This is a genomic window from Hyphomicrobium sp., from assembly GCF_036833075.1.
In the GTDB taxonomy this organism is placed as follows: Bacteria; Pseudomonadota; Alphaproteobacteria; order Rhizobiales; family Hyphomicrobiaceae; genus Hyphomicrobium_C.
The window spans coordinates 51,313-70,733 of the sequence record NZ_DAITQL010000013.1 but is presented as its reverse complement, the minus strand read 5'-3'; the positions used below and the strand labels follow the sequence as shown (position 1 = coordinate 70,733).

17 protein-coding genes are annotated in these 19,421 nt (G+C 63.4%); 14 read left to right on the top strand and 3 right to left on the bottom strand.

Features of this window, described 5'->3' with window-relative positions; all coding sequences use genetic code 11:
* From V7082_RS06230 to V7082_RS06165, 14 genes are all read left to right on the top strand, one after another.
* The coding region (locus V7082_RS06230) for an FCSD flavin-binding domain-containing protein (RefSeq protein WP_334146839.1) at positions 1 to 890 on the top strand (890 nt) is incomplete at its 5' end.
* Positions 891 to 920: 30 nt separating this feature from the next.
* Positions 921 to 1,994 carry a YeeE/YedE family protein gene (locus tag V7082_RS06225; protein ID WP_334146837.1) on the top strand — a complete coding sequence of 358 codons (1,074 nt, stop codon included), beginning with the start codon at positions 921 to 923 and terminating at the stop codon, positions 1,992 to 1,994.
* 120 nt (positions 1,995 to 2,114) lie between these two features.
* Positions 2,115 to 3,338, top strand: coding sequence for an FAD-dependent oxidoreductase (locus tag V7082_RS06220; protein ID WP_334146835.1), 1,224 nt, complete (start codon positions 2,115 to 2,117; stop codon positions 3,336 to 3,338).
* Between the two features lie 53 nt (positions 3,339 to 3,391).
* Positions 3,392 to 3,835: a thiosulfate oxidation carrier protein SoxY gene (locus V7082_RS06215; protein WP_334146833.1), complete on the top strand. Its 444-nt coding sequence runs from the start codon at positions 3,392 to 3,394 to the stop codon at positions 3,833 to 3,835.
* A gap of 14 nt (positions 3,836 to 3,849) precedes the next feature.
* Positions 3,850 to 4,185, top strand: a complete 336-nt coding sequence (gene soxZ / locus V7082_RS06210; RefSeq protein WP_334146831.1) for a thiosulfate oxidation carrier complex protein SoxZ — start codon at positions 3,850 to 3,852, stop codon at positions 4,183 to 4,185.
* A gap of 742 nt (positions 4,186 to 4,927) precedes the next feature.
* Positions 4,928 to 5,632 (top strand): RNA polymerase sigma factor, encoded by a 705-nt coding sequence (locus tag V7082_RS06205; protein WP_334146829.1) that lies wholly within the window; start codon positions 4,928 to 4,930, stop codon positions 5,630 to 5,632.
* 64 nt (positions 5,633 to 5,696) lie between these two features.
* The gene (locus V7082_RS06200; RefSeq protein WP_334146827.1) at positions 5,697 to 6,218 is read left to right on the top strand and encodes a DUF4142 domain-containing protein; all 522 of its coding nucleotides are present in this window, start codon (positions 5,697 to 5,699) and stop codon (positions 6,216 to 6,218) included.
* A 12-nt stretch (positions 6,219 to 6,230) separates the two neighbouring features.
* A complete protein-coding gene (locus tag V7082_RS06195; RefSeq protein ID WP_334146825.1) occupies positions 6,231 to 6,551 on the top strand; it encodes a cupredoxin domain-containing protein in 321 nt (106 codons plus the stop codon).
* Complete coding sequence (gene folE, locus V7082_RS06190; RefSeq protein WP_334146823.1) at positions 6,541 to 7,167, top strand: GTP cyclohydrolase I FolE; 627 nt, start codon at positions 6,541 to 6,543, stop codon at positions 7,165 to 7,167. Before V7082_RS06195 ends, folE begins: the two co-directional genes overlap by 11 nt.
* Before the next feature lie 1,109 nt (positions 7,168 to 8,276).
* On the top strand, positions 8,277 to 9,005 hold the full coding sequence (locus tag V7082_RS06185; RefSeq protein ID WP_334146822.1) for a response regulator: 729 nt from the start codon (positions 8,277 to 8,279) through the stop codon (positions 9,003 to 9,005).
* The gene (locus tag V7082_RS06180; protein WP_334146821.1) at positions 9,002 to 10,240 is read left to right on the top strand and encodes an ATP-binding protein; all 1,239 of its coding nucleotides are present in this window, start codon (positions 9,002 to 9,004) and stop codon (positions 10,238 to 10,240) included. Before V7082_RS06185 ends, V7082_RS06180 begins: the two co-directional genes overlap by 4 nt.
* Positions 10,241 to 10,534: 294 nt before the next feature.
* Positions 10,535 to 11,818, top strand: a complete 1,284-nt coding sequence (locus tag V7082_RS06175) for an efflux RND transporter periplasmic adaptor subunit (protein ID WP_334146819.1) — start codon at positions 10,535 to 10,537, stop codon at positions 11,816 to 11,818.
* Between the two features lie 6 nt (positions 11,819 to 11,824).
* Positions 11,825 to 12,544, top strand: a complete 720-nt coding sequence (locus V7082_RS06170; RefSeq protein ID WP_334146817.1) for an ABC transporter ATP-binding protein — start codon at positions 11,825 to 11,827, stop codon at positions 12,542 to 12,544.
* Positions 12,544 to 13,749, top strand: coding sequence for an ABC transporter permease (locus V7082_RS06165; protein WP_334146815.1), 1,206 nt, complete (start codon positions 12,544 to 12,546; stop codon positions 13,747 to 13,749). The genes V7082_RS06170 and V7082_RS06165 overlap by 1 nt, the downstream gene beginning before the upstream one ends.
* Positions 13,750 to 14,049: 300 nt before the next feature.
* On the opposite strand, the gene V7082_RS06160 is transcribed toward V7082_RS06165, so the two are convergent.
* The 3 genes from V7082_RS06160 to V7082_RS06150 form a co-directional block, all read right to left on the bottom strand.
* Positions 14,050 to 15,018, bottom strand: a complete 969-nt coding sequence (locus tag V7082_RS06160; protein ID WP_334146813.1) for a Dyp-type peroxidase — start codon at positions 15,016 to 15,018, stop codon at positions 14,050 to 14,052.
* A 126-nt stretch (positions 15,019 to 15,144) separates the two neighbouring features.
* Positions 15,145 to 18,375 (bottom strand): efflux RND transporter permease subunit, encoded by a 3,231-nt coding sequence (locus V7082_RS06155; protein ID WP_334146811.1) that lies wholly within the window; start codon positions 18,373 to 18,375, stop codon positions 15,145 to 15,147.
* On the bottom strand, positions 18,372 to 19,385 hold the full coding sequence (locus V7082_RS06150) for an efflux RND transporter periplasmic adaptor subunit (RefSeq protein ID WP_334146809.1): 1,014 nt from the start codon (positions 19,383 to 19,385) through the stop codon (positions 18,372 to 18,374). Before V7082_RS06150 ends, V7082_RS06155 begins: the two co-directional genes overlap by 4 nt.
* Between the last annotated feature and the right edge of the window lie 36 nt (positions 19,386 to 19,421).

Genomic DNA, 19,421 nt, shown 5'->3' with positions numbered 1-19,421 from the left:
CGCGCCGCCTGACTCAAACCAACCAGCCTCCGGCAAACCCGGGGCGGTTCACAAGCCTTAAGGCGCCCCATGCCTGGAAGGCCGGCGAGCAAACCCTCCTGCTGAAGCGACAACTTGACGCCATGGACGATGGCGAGGTCTTCATTCTTGTCGCACCTGACGATCCGTTCCGCTGCCCGCCGGGGCCTTACGAGCGCGTCGGCCTGATCGCGCATTACTTCCAATCGAAAAAGCCGAAGTCGAAGATTCTCATTCTCGATGCGAAAGATTCATTCTCGAAGAAAGCGCTGTTTCTAGAAGGGTGGAAAGCACTTTACGGCGACATGATAGAGTGGGTCGGCCGCTCGGACGACGGCCTGGTGATTGCAATCGATGCGGAACGTCGTGAGGCAATAACCGAGTTTGGCACGGTTCACAAAGCCGGCGTTCTCAATGTGGTGCCGCCACAAAAGGCCGGCGCCATCGCAGCCGCCGCAGGCGTGACTGATAATAGCGGCTGGGTGCCGGTCAATCCCGTCACCTTTGAGTCCCGTAATCTCAAAGGCATCTATGTTGTCGGAGATGCCACCATTGCTGCGCCGATGCCTAAATCTGGCTTCTGCGCCAACGCACAGGGCAAAGTGGTTGCAGCCGCGATCAGCGCCGAACTGGCCGGCCGCGAGCCGTCGCAGCCGTCATGGATCAATACCTGCTACAGCGTGCTCGGGCCGGAGTACGGGATCTCCGTAGCGGACGTCTATCGCGTTTCTGACGGGAAGATCACCGCCGTCCCGGATTCTGGCGGTGTTAGCCCGTTGAAGGCCAATCAAACATTTCGCGCAGCCGAAGCTCATTACGCGAGAGGCTGGTACGAGTCGATCACGCGCGACATCTGGGGCCCGCCGTCATGAGAAACCAGTCTATATGAGCGGGCCGATATCATGACACCAGCAAGCGCCGTCCTATGGGGTGGGTTCGCCGTTGGCATCCTGTTTGGTGTCGCCGGACGTTGGAGCGAATTGTGTTTGCTGCGCGGTCTTCGCGGCCTGTGGCATGCCGGTGACGACCGCCCGATCCGGACCTTTGTCCTTGCCCTTGCCGTTGCGCTCCTGGGCAGTCAAGCGTTGCAGAGTCTCGGCTTGCTCGATCTGTCCCAATCGCTCTATGTCCGTGCCTCCTTCTCGCCGTTGCTGGTATTTTTTGGTGGAATACTGTTTGGCATCGGCATGGTGATGGCCAATGGCTGCGGTGCGCGGGCTCTTGTTCTGCTCGGCGGCGGCAACCTGCGCTCGTTGATCGTTTTGATCTCTATCGCTGTCGGCGGCTATCTGACGCTGACCGGCCTGCTCGCGCCGCTCCGGGTCTTGGCTGGGCGAGCTCTCGTTCTGGAGACCGATACCACCACGCTCCCCGCTCTTTTAGAGCGCGCCGGCGTCGGCCTCGCAGTTGCGACGTGGCTTGTCGTGGGAATCGTTCTTGCGGTTACGAGTTGGTTTTCCTTCAGCCATGCCCCCTTCCGGAACAATTTGCGACTGGTGATCGGGGGAGCGGCGGCTGGCTGCGCCATCGTCGCAGGATGGTACGTCACCGGAACGCTGGGCGCCGACGAGTTTGACCCAGCATCCAAGGTCACGTCCGCGAGTTTCATCGCCCCGGTCGGGGACAGCCTTCTTTATCTGATGCTGTCGACCGGCAAGCCCATCAACTTCGGCGTCAGTCTGGTCGCAGGCGTCATCCTCGGCTCATTCCTGCTCGCGGTTGCGCAGGGCGCACTCAAGTTACAGGGCTTTGCCACACCGCAAGCGATGGTTCGGGCCATGGCCGGCGGACTGTTGATGGGAATCGGCGGGGCGCTCGCGGCGGGATGCTCGATCGGACACGGCCTGTCGGGTCTCTCGACGCTGGCATTCATGTCAATACTCGCCAGCGGCGGAATTCTGAGTGGCGCCGCGCTCGCCCTGCGCCGCTGGTCGCCATCGCAGTCCACGGTCCACATCACAACATCTATTCCTTAGAGGAGGAAGATCATGCTCAGTCGTCGTTCGTTTCTCGCGGCAACGGCGGCATCGGCTGCCGCTGCATCTACGGCCGGCGGAGCCGCGCTTGCCGCGCCCATCGCTATCACCAGCACGACGATGCTGAAGCCGAAAGGAAAAAAGCCAAGGATTGTGATCGCCGGCGGCGGCTGGGGCGGCTTGTCCGCGGCCCGGCACCTGCACACGCAAGGCGTGGATGCGGAAGTCGTGGTGTTGGAGCGCAATCCGATCTTCTGGTCGCTGCCGATGAGCAACAAATGGCTGATCGATGTACTGAATACCGATTACCTGCTGCACGACATGATCGGCCCGTCGCGCAAATACGGCTACGAACTGGTGCAGACCGAGGTGACCGGGATCGAGCGCGACAAGAAGGTCGTGCGAACATCTCATGGCCAGATCGACTACGATTTCCTGATCGTCGCGGGCGGCATCCGCAACGGTTACGATGCATGGTTCGGCAACGACGAGAAAGCCATCGAGTTTACCCGCCGCGCCTATCCGTCCGGCTACACGGCGAACGCCGAGCATGTCGCGATCAAGAACAAAATTCATAATTTCAAGGGCGGCACCATGGTGATGACATTGCCGCCGCCGCCGCACCGCTGCCCGCCCTCGCCCTATGAGCGCGCTTGCGTGATGGCGTGGTATTTCAAGAAGAACAGGATCCCGGCCAAGATCGTCATTCTCGATCCGAAGCCGCGCATCATGCCGATCGGTATCGGTTTCAAGGCTGCTTTCGAGGAACTGTATCCGGATATCATCCAGCATATCCCGAATGCCAAGGTGAAGGAGGTCGATCCCTTCAACAAAAAGATCGTCACCACCGCGGCCGAGGTAAAGTTTGACGACGCCATCCTGATGCCGTCGCACCAGGCCGCCGACATGGTCTGGGGAGCCGACCTGATCGGCAAGACGGCCGACGGCAAGCCGACGACATGGGCCGAGATCCATCCGACCATGCTGCACGCCAAGGAAGATCAAAATGTCTATCTCGTCGGCGACGTGATGGGAGCCGTATCCAAGCAGTTCGGCTATTACCCCAAGAGCGCGCATGTCGCCAATTATGTCGGCAAGATCGTCGCCACCTATATCGGCCAGCGGATCAAGGGGCAGGAGGTCAAAACCTTGCTGCCGGATAACCTGTGCTACATGATGGTCAGCGGCGAACCGAAAGAGGCGATTTCGGTTCAGTTCGACTATGAAATCATGCCCGACGGAACGATTAGCCAGAACCAGATCGACATCGACATCCGCTCGGCCGATCTGGTCGAAGAAGATCACAAATGGGCGCAGCGCATGTATGGTGATTTTCTTTCCTGACCGACTACGCCGTCAGCACAATATGACCGGACCAGTGAGACGATATTGCTGACATGAACCATCTGAGCCGACGCGACACACTCAAGTTGGGCGGCATCACCATTGCCGCCCTTGCCATTGCACCAACGTGCGCGCCTGCCGAAACCGATGCGCTCGCAAAAGAGTTCGCAAGCGGGAGAACACCAAGGAACGCCGGGCTGGTGCTCGACATTCCGCTGGCGGCGGAGAACGCCAACGCCGTGCCCGTGACCCTTCGGTTGGAGGACGGGGTTGCCAAAGGCCGAAGCTGTGAGGAATTTCTGCTGATCGCGGACCGGAATCCCATGCCGGAGGCGTGCCGCTTCAAGTTCTCCCCAGCGATGGGCATGGCCCATGTGACAACCCGCATTCGCCTTGCTGAATCGCAAACAGTCATTGCGCTGGCGCGCATGAGCGACGGCGAAATCCTTGCCCAACGGGTGGCCGTGACCGTAACGATCGGCGGCTGCAACGGTTGATCGGGGAAAGCATCATGACCGCGAAATCAACAAAACCGCGTATCTGGATCAGCAACCGGACGCCGCAACAGGGTTCGGTCGTCACCGTCAAGGCGATGGTCATGCATCCGATGGAAACGGGCCGGCGCAAGAACGCGCATAGCGAGATCATCCCTCAAAACATTGTTGAGACATTTGAATGCTCGCTCGCGGGAGAGCTATTGATGACGTGGCATTTGCATCCGGCCATTGCACAGAACCCCTATCTGGAGTTCAAATTCCGTGCCCAGAAGAGCGGCGAGCTAAAGATGCGCTGGGTTGCTGATGATGGTGTGCAGATTGAGGCCGTTGAAACAATTACAGTAAGCTGACCGCAAGCTCACAATGTCGGCGCGAAAGTTGCGCGGACTGCGTTGCACAGGGTGGAAGATCCTGTTTATGCCTCACCAAGTCCGAGGCAACGCCCGTCTCGGTCTGCCTTGCTCCAGCGCAGATTTGCGGCTTCGTTGCGGCGAAGCCCGGTGCACGCGATGAATCTGATCGTGCGGAGTCCGTGTGCATTGTGCTTTTGGTTTTGTTCGCTAGAACGCGCATCGGCGGTTCGTGATTATCGACGTGTCATCACACGCCGCCGCGCTTGAGTGGGCTACCAAGTTCGCTGCCGCTTGCCGCTACGAGAGCCCGTGATGCTGACCGCGATCTTGGATTCCTAGAGCCACCATCTGCATGATCGGATGCGGATAACATTCTGCAGCGACAGCGCAACAGACCCAACTTCCGCTCCGGGTCAGGAGCGGACCTCGTTATACTGACCAAGCGGCTCGCAGTTGTGCCCAAACCTCAATTCCGGGCGGCGTCGGCGCACTATTCTGAAGATCCCGGGTGGAGATTTACAGCTTGGCGAAGATCGCCTTTGGAATGAACGTGTCCCTCGACGGCTATGTCGACCAACTCCATCGGTAGCCCGGCTCGACAAAAGCGATGCAGGCATCCTCACGCAACCTTTGGTGTCTTCTTTCGGGTATTCTGAGTTTTCCGGGCGTTGTCGGACGCGGGAACCTTTCTCCGCCGCCTGCATCGAATCGGTGACGTTGCGCTGCTTGGAGCCAGCTCATGGAGAATTTGCGTATCGAGGCCGTCGATGGGTGGGCAGACGCCGAACTCATCGCCGGTGCCTTGGACAGGAATGAGGCTGCGGTTCGGGCTCTGATCCAGAGGTACAATCGCAGGCTGTACCGGGTGGCGCGTAGCGTGGTCGGGAACGACGCGGAGGCTGAGGATGTCCTGCAGGACGCCTATGTGCGTGCATTCTCTGCGCTCAATGGCTATCGAGGCGAAGCCAGTCTGGCAACGTGGCTGACGCGGATCGTGGTCAACGAGGCGCTGCAGCGCCTGCGTCACCACAAGACCCATCAACTTGAGGCCAAGGCTCCAGGCGATTTGCAGGCGCTCGCGGAGGTCATCCCGTTCCCCCTCCATGCGCCCTTGCCCGATCCGGAGATCACCATGGCTCAACGCGAGATCTGTGTGCTTGTGGAGCAGGCCATCGACGCGCTGCCGCAGGAATTCAGGACGGTCCTGGTCGCAAGAACGATCGAGGGCATGAGCACGGAAGAGACGGCCGACGCCTTCGGGCTGAAGGCGGAGACCGTGAAAACGCGCCTGCATCGCGCGCGGCAGATGCTGCGGGCTGTACTCGAGGAGCATTTGGGATCGCAGTTCCCGCACGTCTTTCCGTTCGACGGCGTGCGCTGCCAACGGATCGCCGACACCGTCCTGGCGCGCCTTGGGCTGCAAGGCGGGAACCTTTCAGCATAGGCTGCATCCAATCTTCGTGACTTCAGCACGGACACCCTTCGGTGCCCCCAGCACGGAGATTGATATGTGGACCTTATCAGCCACGGCGCTCATTGCGGGATTCCTGCTCTCGGCCGGGATCGCGCTTGCCGCAGACAAGCCGAGCAATGCGCAAATCGCGCATATCGCCTACACGGCGGGCGAGATCGATATCAAAGCCGCCCAGCAGGCGCTTGAGAAATCGAAGACGGAGCACGTCCGCGCTTTCGCCAACGACATGCTGCGCGACCACAAGGCGGTGAACGAGAAGGCCCTGGCACTGGTCAAGAAGCTCGACGTGACGCCTGAGGACAACGATACCAGCAAAGCCCTCCTCGATCAGGCCGACGCGAAGCACGCCGAGCTCGCCAAGCTGTCGGGCGCCGCGTTCGACAAAGCCTACATCGAGAACGAGGTTGCCTATCACAAGACGGTGAATACGGCCCTCAAGGACACCCTCATCCCATCCGCCAGCAATGCCGAGCTGAAGGCGCTGCTTGAGACCGGCCTCAAGATCTTCCAGGGCCACCAGCAGCACGCCGAGCATCTTGCGGCCAAGACGCAATAGCCGGAGATGACGATGCGTGCTCCGATCTTCGGCCCTGCGCTGGCCGCAGGTGTGCTTTGCTCCGCCCTGGCCGGGCTGGCGGCCGGCCAGGGCATCGTCGTGAAAATCACCGATCTTGCCTTCTCCCCCGAGGCGGTCGAGGCCAAGGTCGGCGACACCATCGAGTGGATCAACGAGGATTTTCTCGACCACACCGCGACGGCCGAGGACGAAAGTTTCGACCTCACCATCCCCGCCGGCAAGTCTGCGCGCCTGGAGATGAAGCGATCGGGCGCCGTTCGGTACTTCTGCCGCATTCATCCAAATATGAGGGGAACCGTCAATGTTGACTAGATCCCCGCCTGGGCCGTCGCAGGAGCGCGATCGTTCCGACGTGAGGTCGTCGGCAGCGCCGACCCGGGGCGAAGCGGAAGCGGCGATCCGCACCCTCATCCGCTGGGCGGGCGACGACCCCGAGCGCAGTGGGCTTGTCGAAACGCCTGCCCGCGTCGCGCGGGCGTTCGCGCAGCATTTCGCCGGGTATGCTATCGACCCGGGTCTGATCCTGCGCAAGACGTTCGATGAAATCGCGGGCTATGATGAAATGATCGTCCTGCGCGGCATCGACTTTGCCAGCCATTGCGAGCATCACATGGCGCCGATCATCGGCCGTGCCTGGGTGGGCTACATCCCTGACGGCCGCGTGGTCGGCATCAGCAAGTTGGCGCGCGTAGTCGAGATCTACGCCAAGCGGTTACAGCTCCAGGAGCGGATGACGGCCCAAATTGCCGGCGCGATCGATGAGGCGCTGCGTCCCAAGGGGGTCGGCGTCGTCATAAGAGCGACGCATCACTGCATGACGACGCGAGGCGTCGGCAAACCTGGAACCGACCTCGTGACGAGCATGATGCTGGGCAGCTTTCGCGACGACATGCGGACGCGCCAAGAGTTTCTTCGCACGACAGCCTAGTCTTTAGCTGCGAGAGCCGAACAGCGCTTCAGCGGTCATGTTTGCCCCGCGGACCCGAGTGGATCGGAGGCGGCCGAGGGTCGGTGCGGGACGGCTGGTCCGCTGGAGCGAGCGGACAACGCGGTCTGTCATCGGGTGTTCCTCAAAAAGAGGATGATGGGGCGGCACCCGGGAAAAGATGCCGCCCCTGTGGATCAGCGCGGCGGGGATGTGGGGACACTGCCGGGCTGATCCGGGCCAGGTCCTCGCTCCGGATGAGGACCTGGCTGACCGGGACTATGGCCGAACGGCGGACGTGGGCCGCCGGGCGGCGGCGCAAGCCGAACCTCGAGTGCGACCACCTTCTCGAGTTGGGCTGGAGTGAGGACGCTGCGCAAGGCGCCGATGGCGGCGATCAGTTTCTCCGCGTTGCGCCCGCGCTCCGCAGCATCGTTGGCGAGCATGAGGGTGGGACGGAACGGCTCAGGCTTGGGTAGCGCGGGCCGGCCTGCGTCGGACGTCGGTGGCGCCGGAGGCTGAGGAGGCGCGGTCACCGCGAGCAGCGCATCGGTAAAATCGCGCCACGCATCGACCTGATGAGACCGGATGCCGATTTCCGTTTCCAGCGCAGCCAGGTCACGTGCAAGGGCTGACCGCCCAGCCCCCGGCCTTCCTTCGAGAGGGGGCGGTGGCAGTCTGTTGCCTGCGTGAGGGCCGGGAGAAAAAGCGCCGGGGGGAGGAGGGTGACTGGCTTCGACTACAACGAGCCGATCGCTCCGCTTCCCTGAGGCTTTGGCGATATCGGTCTGGCCCGTGGAGAGGGCATGATCAGGCGCGCTTTGCCCCCAGGCGACAGGCGTCGTAAGCGGCAGCGTGGCCAACGCCAGAATGCGAACGAGACTCTTCGATTTCAGCTTCACGGAGATGATGACCTTCCCTGACGGCATCACCATCGATAGCGGCGGCGCATGTCCTCGTTAGAGCAAAGTGTGTCGTTCCTTTTCTGCGTCGAGGAGATTTGTTTCGAAACATTGCCGAGGCGGGAGCTGCTAAACTTTTGTTACAAGAAAGGCCTCGTGTGGAGGCCGCTGGGCGGCTAGAAGACGAACTCTCCGAACCACGCGTTGCCTATGAGCAAACACACACCGCAAATCCTTATCGTCGATGACGACCCAGAGATCCGCAAGCTTCTGGCCCGCTATGTCGAGAGCCAGGGGTTCCGCGTGCTTTTGGCTGCGACCTGCAGCGAGTTGCGCGAGCGCATCGCGACCCACAAGGTTGATCTGATCGTCCTCGATGTGATGCTGCCCGACGGCTCGGGGCTCGACATGTGCCGCAGCCTCCGCGGCGAAGGCTCGACCATCCCCATCATCCTTCTGACCGCGTTGAAGGAGGAGGTCGATCGGATCGTCGGGCTCGAGATTGGCGCGGACGATTACCTCGGCAAGCCCTTCAATCCACGCGAACTCGTGGCGCGCATCCGCGCTGTGCTGAGACGCCAAGCCGAACCGCAGCCTCAGACGGCATCTTCCAAACGATACCGCTTCGAAGGCTTCTCGGTCGACCCCGCTCTGCGTCAGGTCGTGAGCCCGGACGGCGCGGAGATCGATCTCACAGGCGCAGAATTCGACCTTCTCCAAGTCTTTCTCGACCGGCCCGGCCGTGTGCTGTCACGGGATCAACTTCTCGACCTCACGCGCGGACGAGATGGTGAAGTCTTCGATCGCTCCGTCGACGTCCTTATGAGCCGGTTGCGTCGCAAGCTCACCGGCGCGGGCGCCGGTCAGGTGTTCAAGACAGTCCGCAACGGCGGATATCAGCTCGCGGTCAAAGTCGAGCTTGAGGAGTCCCTCGCTTGAATACGCTTCGTGCCAAGCTCGTGCTGCTTCTGGCCGTCGTGATCGTTTCGGTGGTCGGCGTCCTCACAGGCGTCCTGCTTTATCTCTTGCGGCCACCCGGGGGGCAGTACATGGCTCCCGTCGTCGAGCAAGTGTTGACGCTCGCGCGCGTCGCCAGGGAGGCGCCTGGTGTCCTGACGGTGTCATCGTCGCCTGCGACGGGCGAGGTGAGGCGTGGCGTGACCAAGTGGCTTCGGCAGGCGCTCGCAGAGCGGGGGGTCGATCTCGAGGTCATCGTTTCGCGGGCCGGCGACACAGCCCCTCAAGTCGTTTCTGTTCCATCAGACGGAGGGTGGATCATTGCTCAAGTGCCGGATTTCCCTCCACCCGACGGCGGGTGGTACGTTCTCGGCACGTGGCTCGCATTGATTACGCTGGGTGCCTTGGCCATCGCCATCTTCGTGGCCAATCGGATGATCCAGCCACTCGTCTTCCTCGAACGGGCCATCGAGCAGGTCGGGCCGGATGCAATCCTGCCGGAATTGCCCGTCAAGGGTCCGGCTGAAGTCAAGATCGCCGCCCGCGCGCTCAATTCGTTGTCGTCACGCTTGAAGAGCGCCATGGAAAGTCGCATGCGGCTCGTTGCTGCGGCCGGCCATGACATGCGCACGCCGATCACGCGCATGCGCCTTCGCGCGGAATTCGTGGCCGACACCGACGATCGTGCGATGTGGCTCAAGGATATCGACGAGCTCGAACACATCGCCGACAGCGCCATCCTGTTGGTGCGGGAGGAGTCTGGCCGATCGCTCGCGGAGTCCTTCCGTCTGGACGACCTTCTGCGCGATGTCGCTCAAGAGCTGTCAGCGCTCGACTATTCCGTCAGCCTCGAGAGCGCGGAACCCGCCGTGATTCACGCCAATCGGCATGCGTTGTGGCGTGCGCTCAGAAATTTGATCATCAACGCTGCGACACACGGCAAGAATGCGCGTGTGCGCATGACATCGTCGGGACCTGTAGCGCGCGTGATCGTGGAGGATGACGGCCCGGGAATCCCGGAGACCATGATTGGCAACGTCTTCGAGCCCTTCTTCCGCGCCGATCCGGCACGGCGTCAGGAGATACCGGGTGCCGGGTTGGGACTGACCATCGCTCGCGAGATCATCCAACGTGCCGAAGGGGATATCCGGATCGCGAACGGGCCGAAAGGGGGCCTCGTACAAGTCGTCGAGCTGCCGAACGCTGCGGAGCACTGAGCGGAGCGGGATCAGCGGCGCGCAACCGGGCCCACTCCGGCCCTGACCGGCATGTTACCGCAGAACCGATCTCCAGCTGCTGATCGCGACGGTCCGGCACCCGTGACCGGCGCGTATTGGCGCGGCCCGATTGGGTGGAATTTGGTGTCGAACCGGGTCCGAGGCGGCCGTCAGACATGTTTCGACACAAGTCGGCGCTCGACGGAAATGTTGGGAAACACAAGTTCGTAACCGGGAAACCGCGTTGACCTAACGATCGCGGCATCACCTCCTGCAAGGATTTGCGAGGACCCGTTGACGACCAGGTTGGAAGACACCCGCTCACGCGTCGATCTCGACGCTGTTCTGGCCGGTGCGCCGTCGGCTGGCGCGCATCGCGTTCCTCGCAGCCTCCTCAAATGGTCCGTTCTCCTGGCGGTCGCCGGGCTTGCCCTCTGGACGGCCTTGTCGCTGCGCACCGGTTCTGCGGGAATACGCTACGTCACGGACGAGGCGAGCCGCGGCAACCTGGTGGTCACCGTCACGGCAACGGGGTCGGTGCAGCCGACCAACAAGGTCGACATTTCGAGCGAGCTCTCCGGCACCGTGCGCAAGGTATTTGTCGATTTCAACGATGCCGTTACCGCCGGACAGGTTCTGGCCGAGCTCGACACCGACAAGCTGAAGGCGACCGTCGACAGCTCGCGCGCCAAGCTGGCGTCGGCCAAGGCCAAGGTCGCCGAAGCCGAGGCGACCGTTGTCGAGAAGGAGCGCGACCTGACCCGAAAGCGGGCGCTTGCCGAGAGAGCGACCGTGTCGCTTCAGGATCGCGATGCGGCCCAGGCCGCGTTCGACCGCGCCAAAGCGGCACTCGAGAGCGCGCGCGCCGACGTCAGTGTCGCGGAGGGAGATCTCGCCCTCAACGAGACGAACCTGGCCAAGGCGACGATCACCTCGCCGATCTCCGGCGTCGTGCTCAATCGCAACATCGACCCCGGATCCACGGTCGCAACCACGCTGCAGGCGTCGACCCTGTTTACCATCGCTGAGGACCTGAAGAAAATGGAGGTCCAGGTGGATATCGACGAGGCTGATGTCGGCCAGGTGAGATCGGGCCAGAATGCAACCTTCTCCGTCGATGCCTATCCCGACCGCAAGTTCCCGGCCGTCATCCGCGATGTCCGCTTTGCTTCCGAGACCGTCTCGGGTGTCGTCACCTACAAGGGGATCCTCACGATCGACAATGCGGAGCTGTTGTTGAGGCCCGGAATGACGGCGACGGCCGACATCCGAACCGCCGAGATCCGCGATGCTCTGCTCGTTGCCAATTCCGCGCTGCGCTATTCGCCGCCGGACACATCCGCAGAGGACCAGCGCGGCTTCCTGCAGCGCCTGATGCCGGGGCCGCCTGCCAGGCGCGCGGCCAGCGCCCGCGAGGAGACCGGTCCAGGCCGCACTTTGTGGATGCTGCGCGACGGGACCCCGCAGCCCGTAGAGGTTGTCGTCGGCGCGAGCGACGGCCGGCGCACCGAGGTGGTCAGCGGCGGGCTGCAGCCGGGCGATGCGGTGATCGTCGATGCGATTCAGTCGGCGAAGTGATGGGTCATGCTGCAGAAAGTCTCTACGCCTCCTGCGCTCATCGAACTCTGCAAGGTCACGCGGACGTTCGGGTCCGGGGCCAACGCCGTGCACGCGCTGGCCGGGGTCGATCTTCACATCGCCGCGGGTGAGTTCATCGCCATCATGGGTCCCTCGGGTTCCGGCAAGTCGACGGCGATGAACATCCTCGGCTGCCTGGACGCACCGAGCAGCGGCGATCATCTGTTTCATGGTCGCGAGGTCGGGCGCCTGCCGCGCAATCAGCGCGCGCTGATCCGGCGCTATTTTCTGGGGTTCGTCTTTCAGGGTTTCAACCTGCTGCCCCGGACGACGGCATTGGAGAACGTTGAGCTGCCTCTGATCTATCGGGAAGTGTCGGCCGGCGAACGGCGCCGGCTGGCGTCGCGGGCGCTCGAGCAGGTTGGCCTCGCCCATCGCGGCGGGCACACCTCGAGCGAGCTCTCGGGCGGCCAGCAGCAACGCGTTGCCATCGCACGCGCCATCGTCACCTCGCCCGAGGTGCTGCTTGCCGACGAGCCGACCGGAAACCTCGATACGCGGACCAGCATCGAGATCATGGAGCTGGTCACCCGTCTCAACCGCGAGCAGGGCATTACGGTCGTCATGGTCACGCACGAGCCGGACATCGCCGCTTATGCCCGGCGCGTGATCCGCTTCGTCGATGGCCGCATCGAAAGCGATGTCCTCAACAAGCAGGGCGTGTGATGGCCTTCGAAATTCTGCGGCTGGCGGTTCAGGCACTTCGGCGAAACGTCATGCGCTCGCTGCTGACTGTGCTCGGCATCGTGATCGGCGTCGGTGCCGTCATCGCCATGGTCACCATCGGCAATGGCGCCACCACCAAGGTCACCGCGGATCTCGCCAAGCTGGGCTCCAACCTGCTCATGATCAATCCCGGCCAGTTCGGGCCGGGACGAGCGAGCACGGATGCCAAGCCGTTCAATGCGCGCGACATTGACGTCATGAAAACGCAGCTCAGCGGCATCAAAGCCGTGGCGCCGCTGGCTCAGAAATCGGCGACCGTCGTTGCCGGCACGGAGAACCGCATCGTTTCAATATCGGGGACCGACAACGACTACTTCATTGCCCAGGACTGGGCCCTGTCGTCGGGACGCACATTCACCGACGGCGAGCTCAGAGGCGGACGTGCCGCATGCATCATCGGCGCCACGGTCCGGTCAAAGTTGCTCGGCAGCGGCGATCTCGTAGGCCGCATCATCCGCGTCGGCAATGTCTCTTGCGAGGTGATCGGCCACCTGGAGGCCAAGGGGCAGTCGAGCTTCGGCTCCGATCAGGACGACACCGTGCTGATGCCGCTCCGCACTTTCCACCGGCGGATTGCCGGAAACACCGATATCAGTCGCATCATGGTTTCGGCGCGCGACGGCGTCGACATGGCAAGGCTGCAGGCGAACATCGAGGCGCTGCTGCGCGAGCGCCGGAATATAACGCAGGGCAAGGAGGACGACTTCTCCGTCGCCGATATGAAGCAGATCGTGCAGGCTACGGCCGGTACCGCGTCGATCCTGACCGGCCTTCTCGGCGCTGTCGCCGGCGTCAGTCTGATCGTCGGCGGCATCGGCATCATGAACATCATGCTCGTCTCCGTGACCGAGCGGACGCGGGAGATCGGCATACGGCTTGCCATCGGTGCCCTGGAGGGCCAGGTGCTGGCGCAATTTCTTGCCGAGGCCATCGTGCTGTCGCTGTTCGGCGGGCTGATCGGCGTCATCATGGGCTTGAGCCTCGCTTGGCTCGGCACCGCGGTCTTGAAGCTTCCATTCACGATCGACCCGAGCATCATCCTGCTCGCATTCGCCTTCTCTGCCCTTGTCGGCATCGTGTTCGGCTACTTCCCTGCCCGGCGGGCCGCGCAACTCAATCCCATTGAGGCGCTCCGGCATGAATAGCGCTGGTCGGCGGGGCCGGCGGAGAAAGGACTTTTCCCATCATGAGGCGGTCATCGGCGACGTCGGGTGTCAGCCATGAACGTCGCCTGGCATCTAAGCGCCGACATCTCTTGGCTCGGCACCACCGACTGGCGCAGCACAATACCGACAGCGCCCGCCCTCAATTCAGACGGCCCAACCATGACGCGCAATGCCTGGAGTTGACGTCGGCCGCGCACGGCTCAAACGGCTGCCCACCTCGATTGCGATCGAGGTTTGAGTGGTTGCCGAAAAGCGATCGTGCCCATTGGCGGTCCGGGGTCAGGACGCCCCCTTCCTTGCCAACTTTGCCAGCGTTGATCGCGAGGGGGCGAAGAAGGTCGTGCCGGTTTGTGCCGTGGAGAAGTCGAGAAGCCTATCGTAGGCGCCTTCCGGTTCACCAACGAACATGCGCTCCAGCATTTTCTCGATTACCCAAAGCCGCCGGGAATATCCTATGAAATATGTTCCGAACTCACGCCGCCCCGGGCTGCCGAACGGCATATTGTCTCGCAAGATATCATGCTCGACCCCCTGTGGGTCGACGATGGTTGCTAAGCTCTTGTGCGACTTCTGGTGTTCCGTCTCGTCGTCGAGCTCAATGTTGTCCACTTTGGTGCGGCCGATGATCTTCTCCTGCCGGTCAGCGCCAATTGCCTTCCATGCAGACATATCGTGCAGATATTTCTGGACCACGACGTAGCTGCCGCCGGCGAACTCTGGATCCTCGTCTCCGACCAATGCGGAATCCGGAATGTCCTGACCCACCGGGTTCGCGGTTCCGTCGACAAAACCGAGAAGATCCCTCGCGTCGAAATAACGGAACCCCGAAGTCTCATCGACGACGCGCACCGCGTCACCGAGTGCATCAAGCAGCAGCTTTTCCAGCTCAAAGCACAGATCGGCCCGCTCAGCCCGGATGTGGAACAAGAGGTCGCCCGGTGTGGAGGGTGCTTTATGGGCAGGGCCGTCAATCGGAGAGAAGGGCTTGAGGTCAGCCGGCCGGCTGGACGACTCGAGCCTGTTCCATAGAGCAGACCCGATCGCCGCGATGCAGGACAACTTGCCTTCCAGATCGCGAAAGCCGACGGTTTTGATAAGGTCATCAAGCCCGTCGAGCGCCGCGCGGACGCTCGCAATCGCGTCATCGCCATCCGCGACCGCAACGACCAGAAAGATGGCGGCGCGCGAAAGCGGGGCCTCAATGCTCTGGGCGTCGATGGGCACCCGATCCCAAGTATGTCCGGTCACATCCACTCCGCCGTTGCGATGCGGCGGTCTATCGTGCCGTCCGCTTCAAACGTTTCTATACCGGGAAGTGGACGATCTCCAAGCCACTTCACGGCATTTCCGGGCGGCTCCTCCTGTGGCGCGCACCTAGGCGGCTCCCATGTCGTGCGATGGCGGGTCGTCGCGCAATACGACGTAGATCGCCGGGATGACGAGCACTGTCAGCAAGGTCGAAGAGACCAGCCCGAACAGGAGCGAAATGGCGAGCCCCTGGAAGATCGGATCGGCGAGAATGACGGCGGCGCCGATCATGGCGGCGAGTGCCGTGAGCAGGATCGGCTTGAAGCGGATGGCGCCGGCCTCGAGCAGCACCTGACGCAGCGGCGCTCCTCCGGTGCGGCGTTCCTGAATGAAGTCGACCAGCAAGATCGAGTTGCGGACGATGATGCCGGCGAGCGCGATGAAGCCGATCATCGATGTCGCCGTGAAGGGGGCGGCGAACAGCCAATGCCCGATCATGATGCCGATCAACGTCAATGGTACGGGCGTCAGGATGACGAGCGGGAGCGTGAACGAGCGGAACTGCGCCACGACCAGCACGTAAATGCCGAGCAGCGCCACGGCGAACGCGGCACCCATGTCACGGAAGGTCACGTAGGTCACCTCCCACTCGCCGTCCCAGAGCAGGACGGGTGCGGCTTCGCTTTCGGGCTGACCATGCAGACGCACCTCCGGCTTCGCCAGCGTGCCCCACTCCTTGGCATCGATCAGCTTCTGAACGGCCAGCATGCCGTAGATCGGGGCCTCGTAGTCTCCGGCAAGCTCCGCCATCACCAACTCGGCCGGACGGCCGTTGTGGCGGAAAATGGCGGGGGACGAGTCCTCGCGTCCGATTTTGACGAGCTCGCCGAGCTCGACGATGCCGCGCTCGCCGGGAAGCGCGTTGGCCGGGACCGGCGTCGAGAGCGTCGCCTCCGTTATGGCGAGATCGGTCTTGGGGAGCCCAACCGCGATCTCGACGGGATGACGGCCGCCGCCTTTGTGCGAATAGCCGACGGTCGTGCCGCCGAGATAGGCGGCTATGGTGTCGTAGACGTCGCGCTCCTCGACCTTGTGAAATTCGAGATTGTCCTGATCGATGGCGATGCGCAGCCGCGGCGCGCCTTCGCGGAAGCTCACGTCGACGTCAACGATGAACGGCACCGAGCGGAAGAGGGCGGCGACCTCGTGGGCCAACGCGCGGCGCTGGTCCGCATCGGGTCCGTAGACCTCGACGAGGAGCGTGGCGATGACGGGCGGGCCGGGCGGCACTTCGACCACTTTGACGACCGTTCCGTCGGGGGCCGGCAGGCCTTCGAGCAGCCGGCGCGCATGGAGCGCGATTTCGTGGCTTGTCCGCGTGCGCTCCCTCTTCGGTGCGAGGTTGACCTGCAGGTCTCCCTGGTGCGGCGCGCTGCGCAGGTAATAGTGGCGCACGAGGCCGTTGAAGTTGAAGGGTGCCGCCGTGCCCGCATAGGCCTGGATGGAGGACAGCTCGTCGAGCCCGGCGAGACGGCCGGCCGCCGCCGCAAGCACGCGGTCCGTGTCCTCGAGGCTGGCGCCGGGCGGCAGATCGATCACCACCTGCAGCTCGGACTTGTCGTCGAACGGCAAAAGCTTCACCGTTACGGACTTCGTCGCGAACAGCACGAGCGACAGGAGCGTCGCCGCGCCGACGAGGAGGAGAAAGACGAGTGCCCTACGCCGCGTGGCGATGACAGGTCGCGCGACCGCCTTATAGCCGCGTCCGAGCCAGCCGCCGCCGGCCGCCTCCGCGTGTCCGCCGCCCGTGCCCTTGCCGCTGAAACGGACCATCAGCCAGGGCGTCACGATCACCGCAACAAAGAACGAGAGCACCATGGCCGCCGAGGCGTTGGCGGGGATCGGGCTCATGTAGGGGCCCATGAGGCCCGACACGAACAGCATCGGAAGCAGCGCCGCGACCACGGTCAGCGTCGCGAAGATGGTCGGGTTGCCGACTTCGGCCACGGCGTCGACGGCCGCGGAGATGCGGCTCCTCCCGTCGTGCATGGCCCAGTGGCGCGCGATGTTCTCGATGACGACGATCGCATCGTCGACCAGGATGCCAATCGAGAAGATGAGCGCGAACAGGCTGACGCGGTTGATGGTGTAGCCGAGAAGCCATGAGGCGAACAGCGTCAGCAGGATCGTTACGGGAATGACGATGAGCACGACCCCGCCCTCGCGCCAGCCGACAGCGAGGCCGACGAGCAGCACGATCGAGAGCGTGGCGAGACCGAGGTGGAAGAGCAGCTCGTTCGCCTTCTCGTCTGCGGTTTCTCCGTAGTTGCGGGTGACGGTGATTTCCACGTCGTCGGGGATGAGATTGCCCTTGAGGGCGGCCACACGCTCGACGATGCGCTCGGAGATTACCACCGCGTTGGCTCCGGCGCGCTTCGCCAGCGCCAGGGTGACGGCGGGTGCGCGGTGGAGGCTGCTGCCATCGTCCGCTTTGGTGACGTGCCAGGCGCGATGCTCGAGCGGCTTGGCGCCGACGACGACGTTGGCAACGTCGCGCACGTAGACGGGACGGCCGTCGCGCGTGGTGAGCAGGAGGAGGCCGATGTCGGGCACGCCCTGGAGCGTCTGTCCCGCGGCGACGGCGAGGCTCTCGCCCCGTTCGCGCACGCGTCCGGCGAGAAACGAGCGGTTGGCCTCCTTCACCTTGCCGACAAGCTGGGCGAGCGTGACGCCGTAGAGCGCGAGGCGTTCCGGCAGGGGTTCGATGCGGATCTGGTCGGGGCGGCCGCCGATGATGTAGCTCATTCCCACGTCCTCGAGCTTGGCGAGCTCGACCTGCAGGGTCTCGGCAATGTGATAAAGCGCGTTGTCCTCGACGTGCGCGGCGCCGGGTTTCGGGGCCAGCGTCAGCGTCACGATCGCGACGTCGTCGATCCCGCGCCCGATGATCAACGGCTCGGGAATGCCAACGGGGATACGGTCGTAATTGGCGCGCACCTTCTCGTGCACGCGGAGGATGGCGTCGTCCTGGGGCGTGCCGACGAAGAAGCGCGCCGTGACGAGCACGCGGTCGTCCTCGGTGTTCGAATAGACGTGCTCGACGCCGTTGATGGCCTTGACGATCGTCTCGAGCGGCTCGGTGACGAGCTTCACCGCGTCCTCGGCCTTGAGCCCGTCGGCAGTGACGAAGATGTCCACCATGGGGACCGAGATCTGCGGCTCCTCCTCGCGCGGCAGTACCACGAGCGCAATGATCCCGAGCACGAGGCTGACGAGCAGGATGAGCGGCGTGAGCGGTGACTGGATAAAGGCGCGGGTCAGGAAGCCGGAGACCCCGAGGCGGGGATCGGACGTCATGGCTGCACCAGCCCGTCACCGGTTGCGACGCCAGCGAGGATTTCGATGCCCTGTCGCCCGTCCGGCCCTTCGACCGCGCGCCCGGTCTGAACGACGGCATCGGCATATCCGCCGCCTTCGCGCGCAAGCCGCACGTAGTCGATGCCGAAACGGCGGAAGACATACGATTTTGGCACCACATAGGACTGGCGCTTGCCGGCCGAGATCCAAACCAGCACGCGCTCGCCTACGAAATACGCACCGAGGTCCGCGACTTCGGCATCCGCGATCACGCGACCGTTGTCCAATTCCGGATAGACCTGCACGATCCGCCCCTCGGTCGCCGGGCCCTCGGAGAGGCCAAGGCCGCGCGCGCCGAGGCGCACCGCATCGCCGACCGTCATGAATCGCGCGTAGCGCTCCGGCAGCTCGAGACGCAGGAGATAGCCGCCCGCCGCGATGGTCGCGATGCTCTCGCCGGCAAGCACGACGCTGCCCTGCGTGACGGGAACCTTGAGCACGCGGCCGGCCGTCGGCGCCAGCACCTCCCCTTCCTGGATCTCGGTCTCGGCGACCGCGCGCTCGGCTTCTGCCGCCTTGAGGTCGTTGATGGCCACATCATAGGCCGTCTGCGCCTGATCGAGGCGCGACTGGGGTGAAACGCGTTGCTCAAGAAGGGTCCTGGCGCGATCGAGCTCGAGCTTCGCCGTGTCCATGCGCGAGGTCGCAGCGACGATCCGGGCGTCGATGGCCTTCATCTTGAGAGAGATTTTCGGATCGGCGACGAGGGCGAGCACCTGTCCTTCCTGGACGGCGTCGCCTTCGTCGACCTTCAGGGACTCCACCGTGCCCGGCGTTCGCACGCGGGCGTAGATCAGATCCCGGCTGCGCACCGTGGCGTAGACAGACTTGAGATCATCGATCTCGGTGGTCTCAACCTTGAATGTCTTCGGATCGTCGGCGCGCGCCGCGACACCCATCATGGGGGCCAGCATGCAGAGCAGCGCAACCGTTCCGGCGCGTCGTCTCATTCCGTGTTCCCTTCTTCCATCCCGCATCGGGATTGG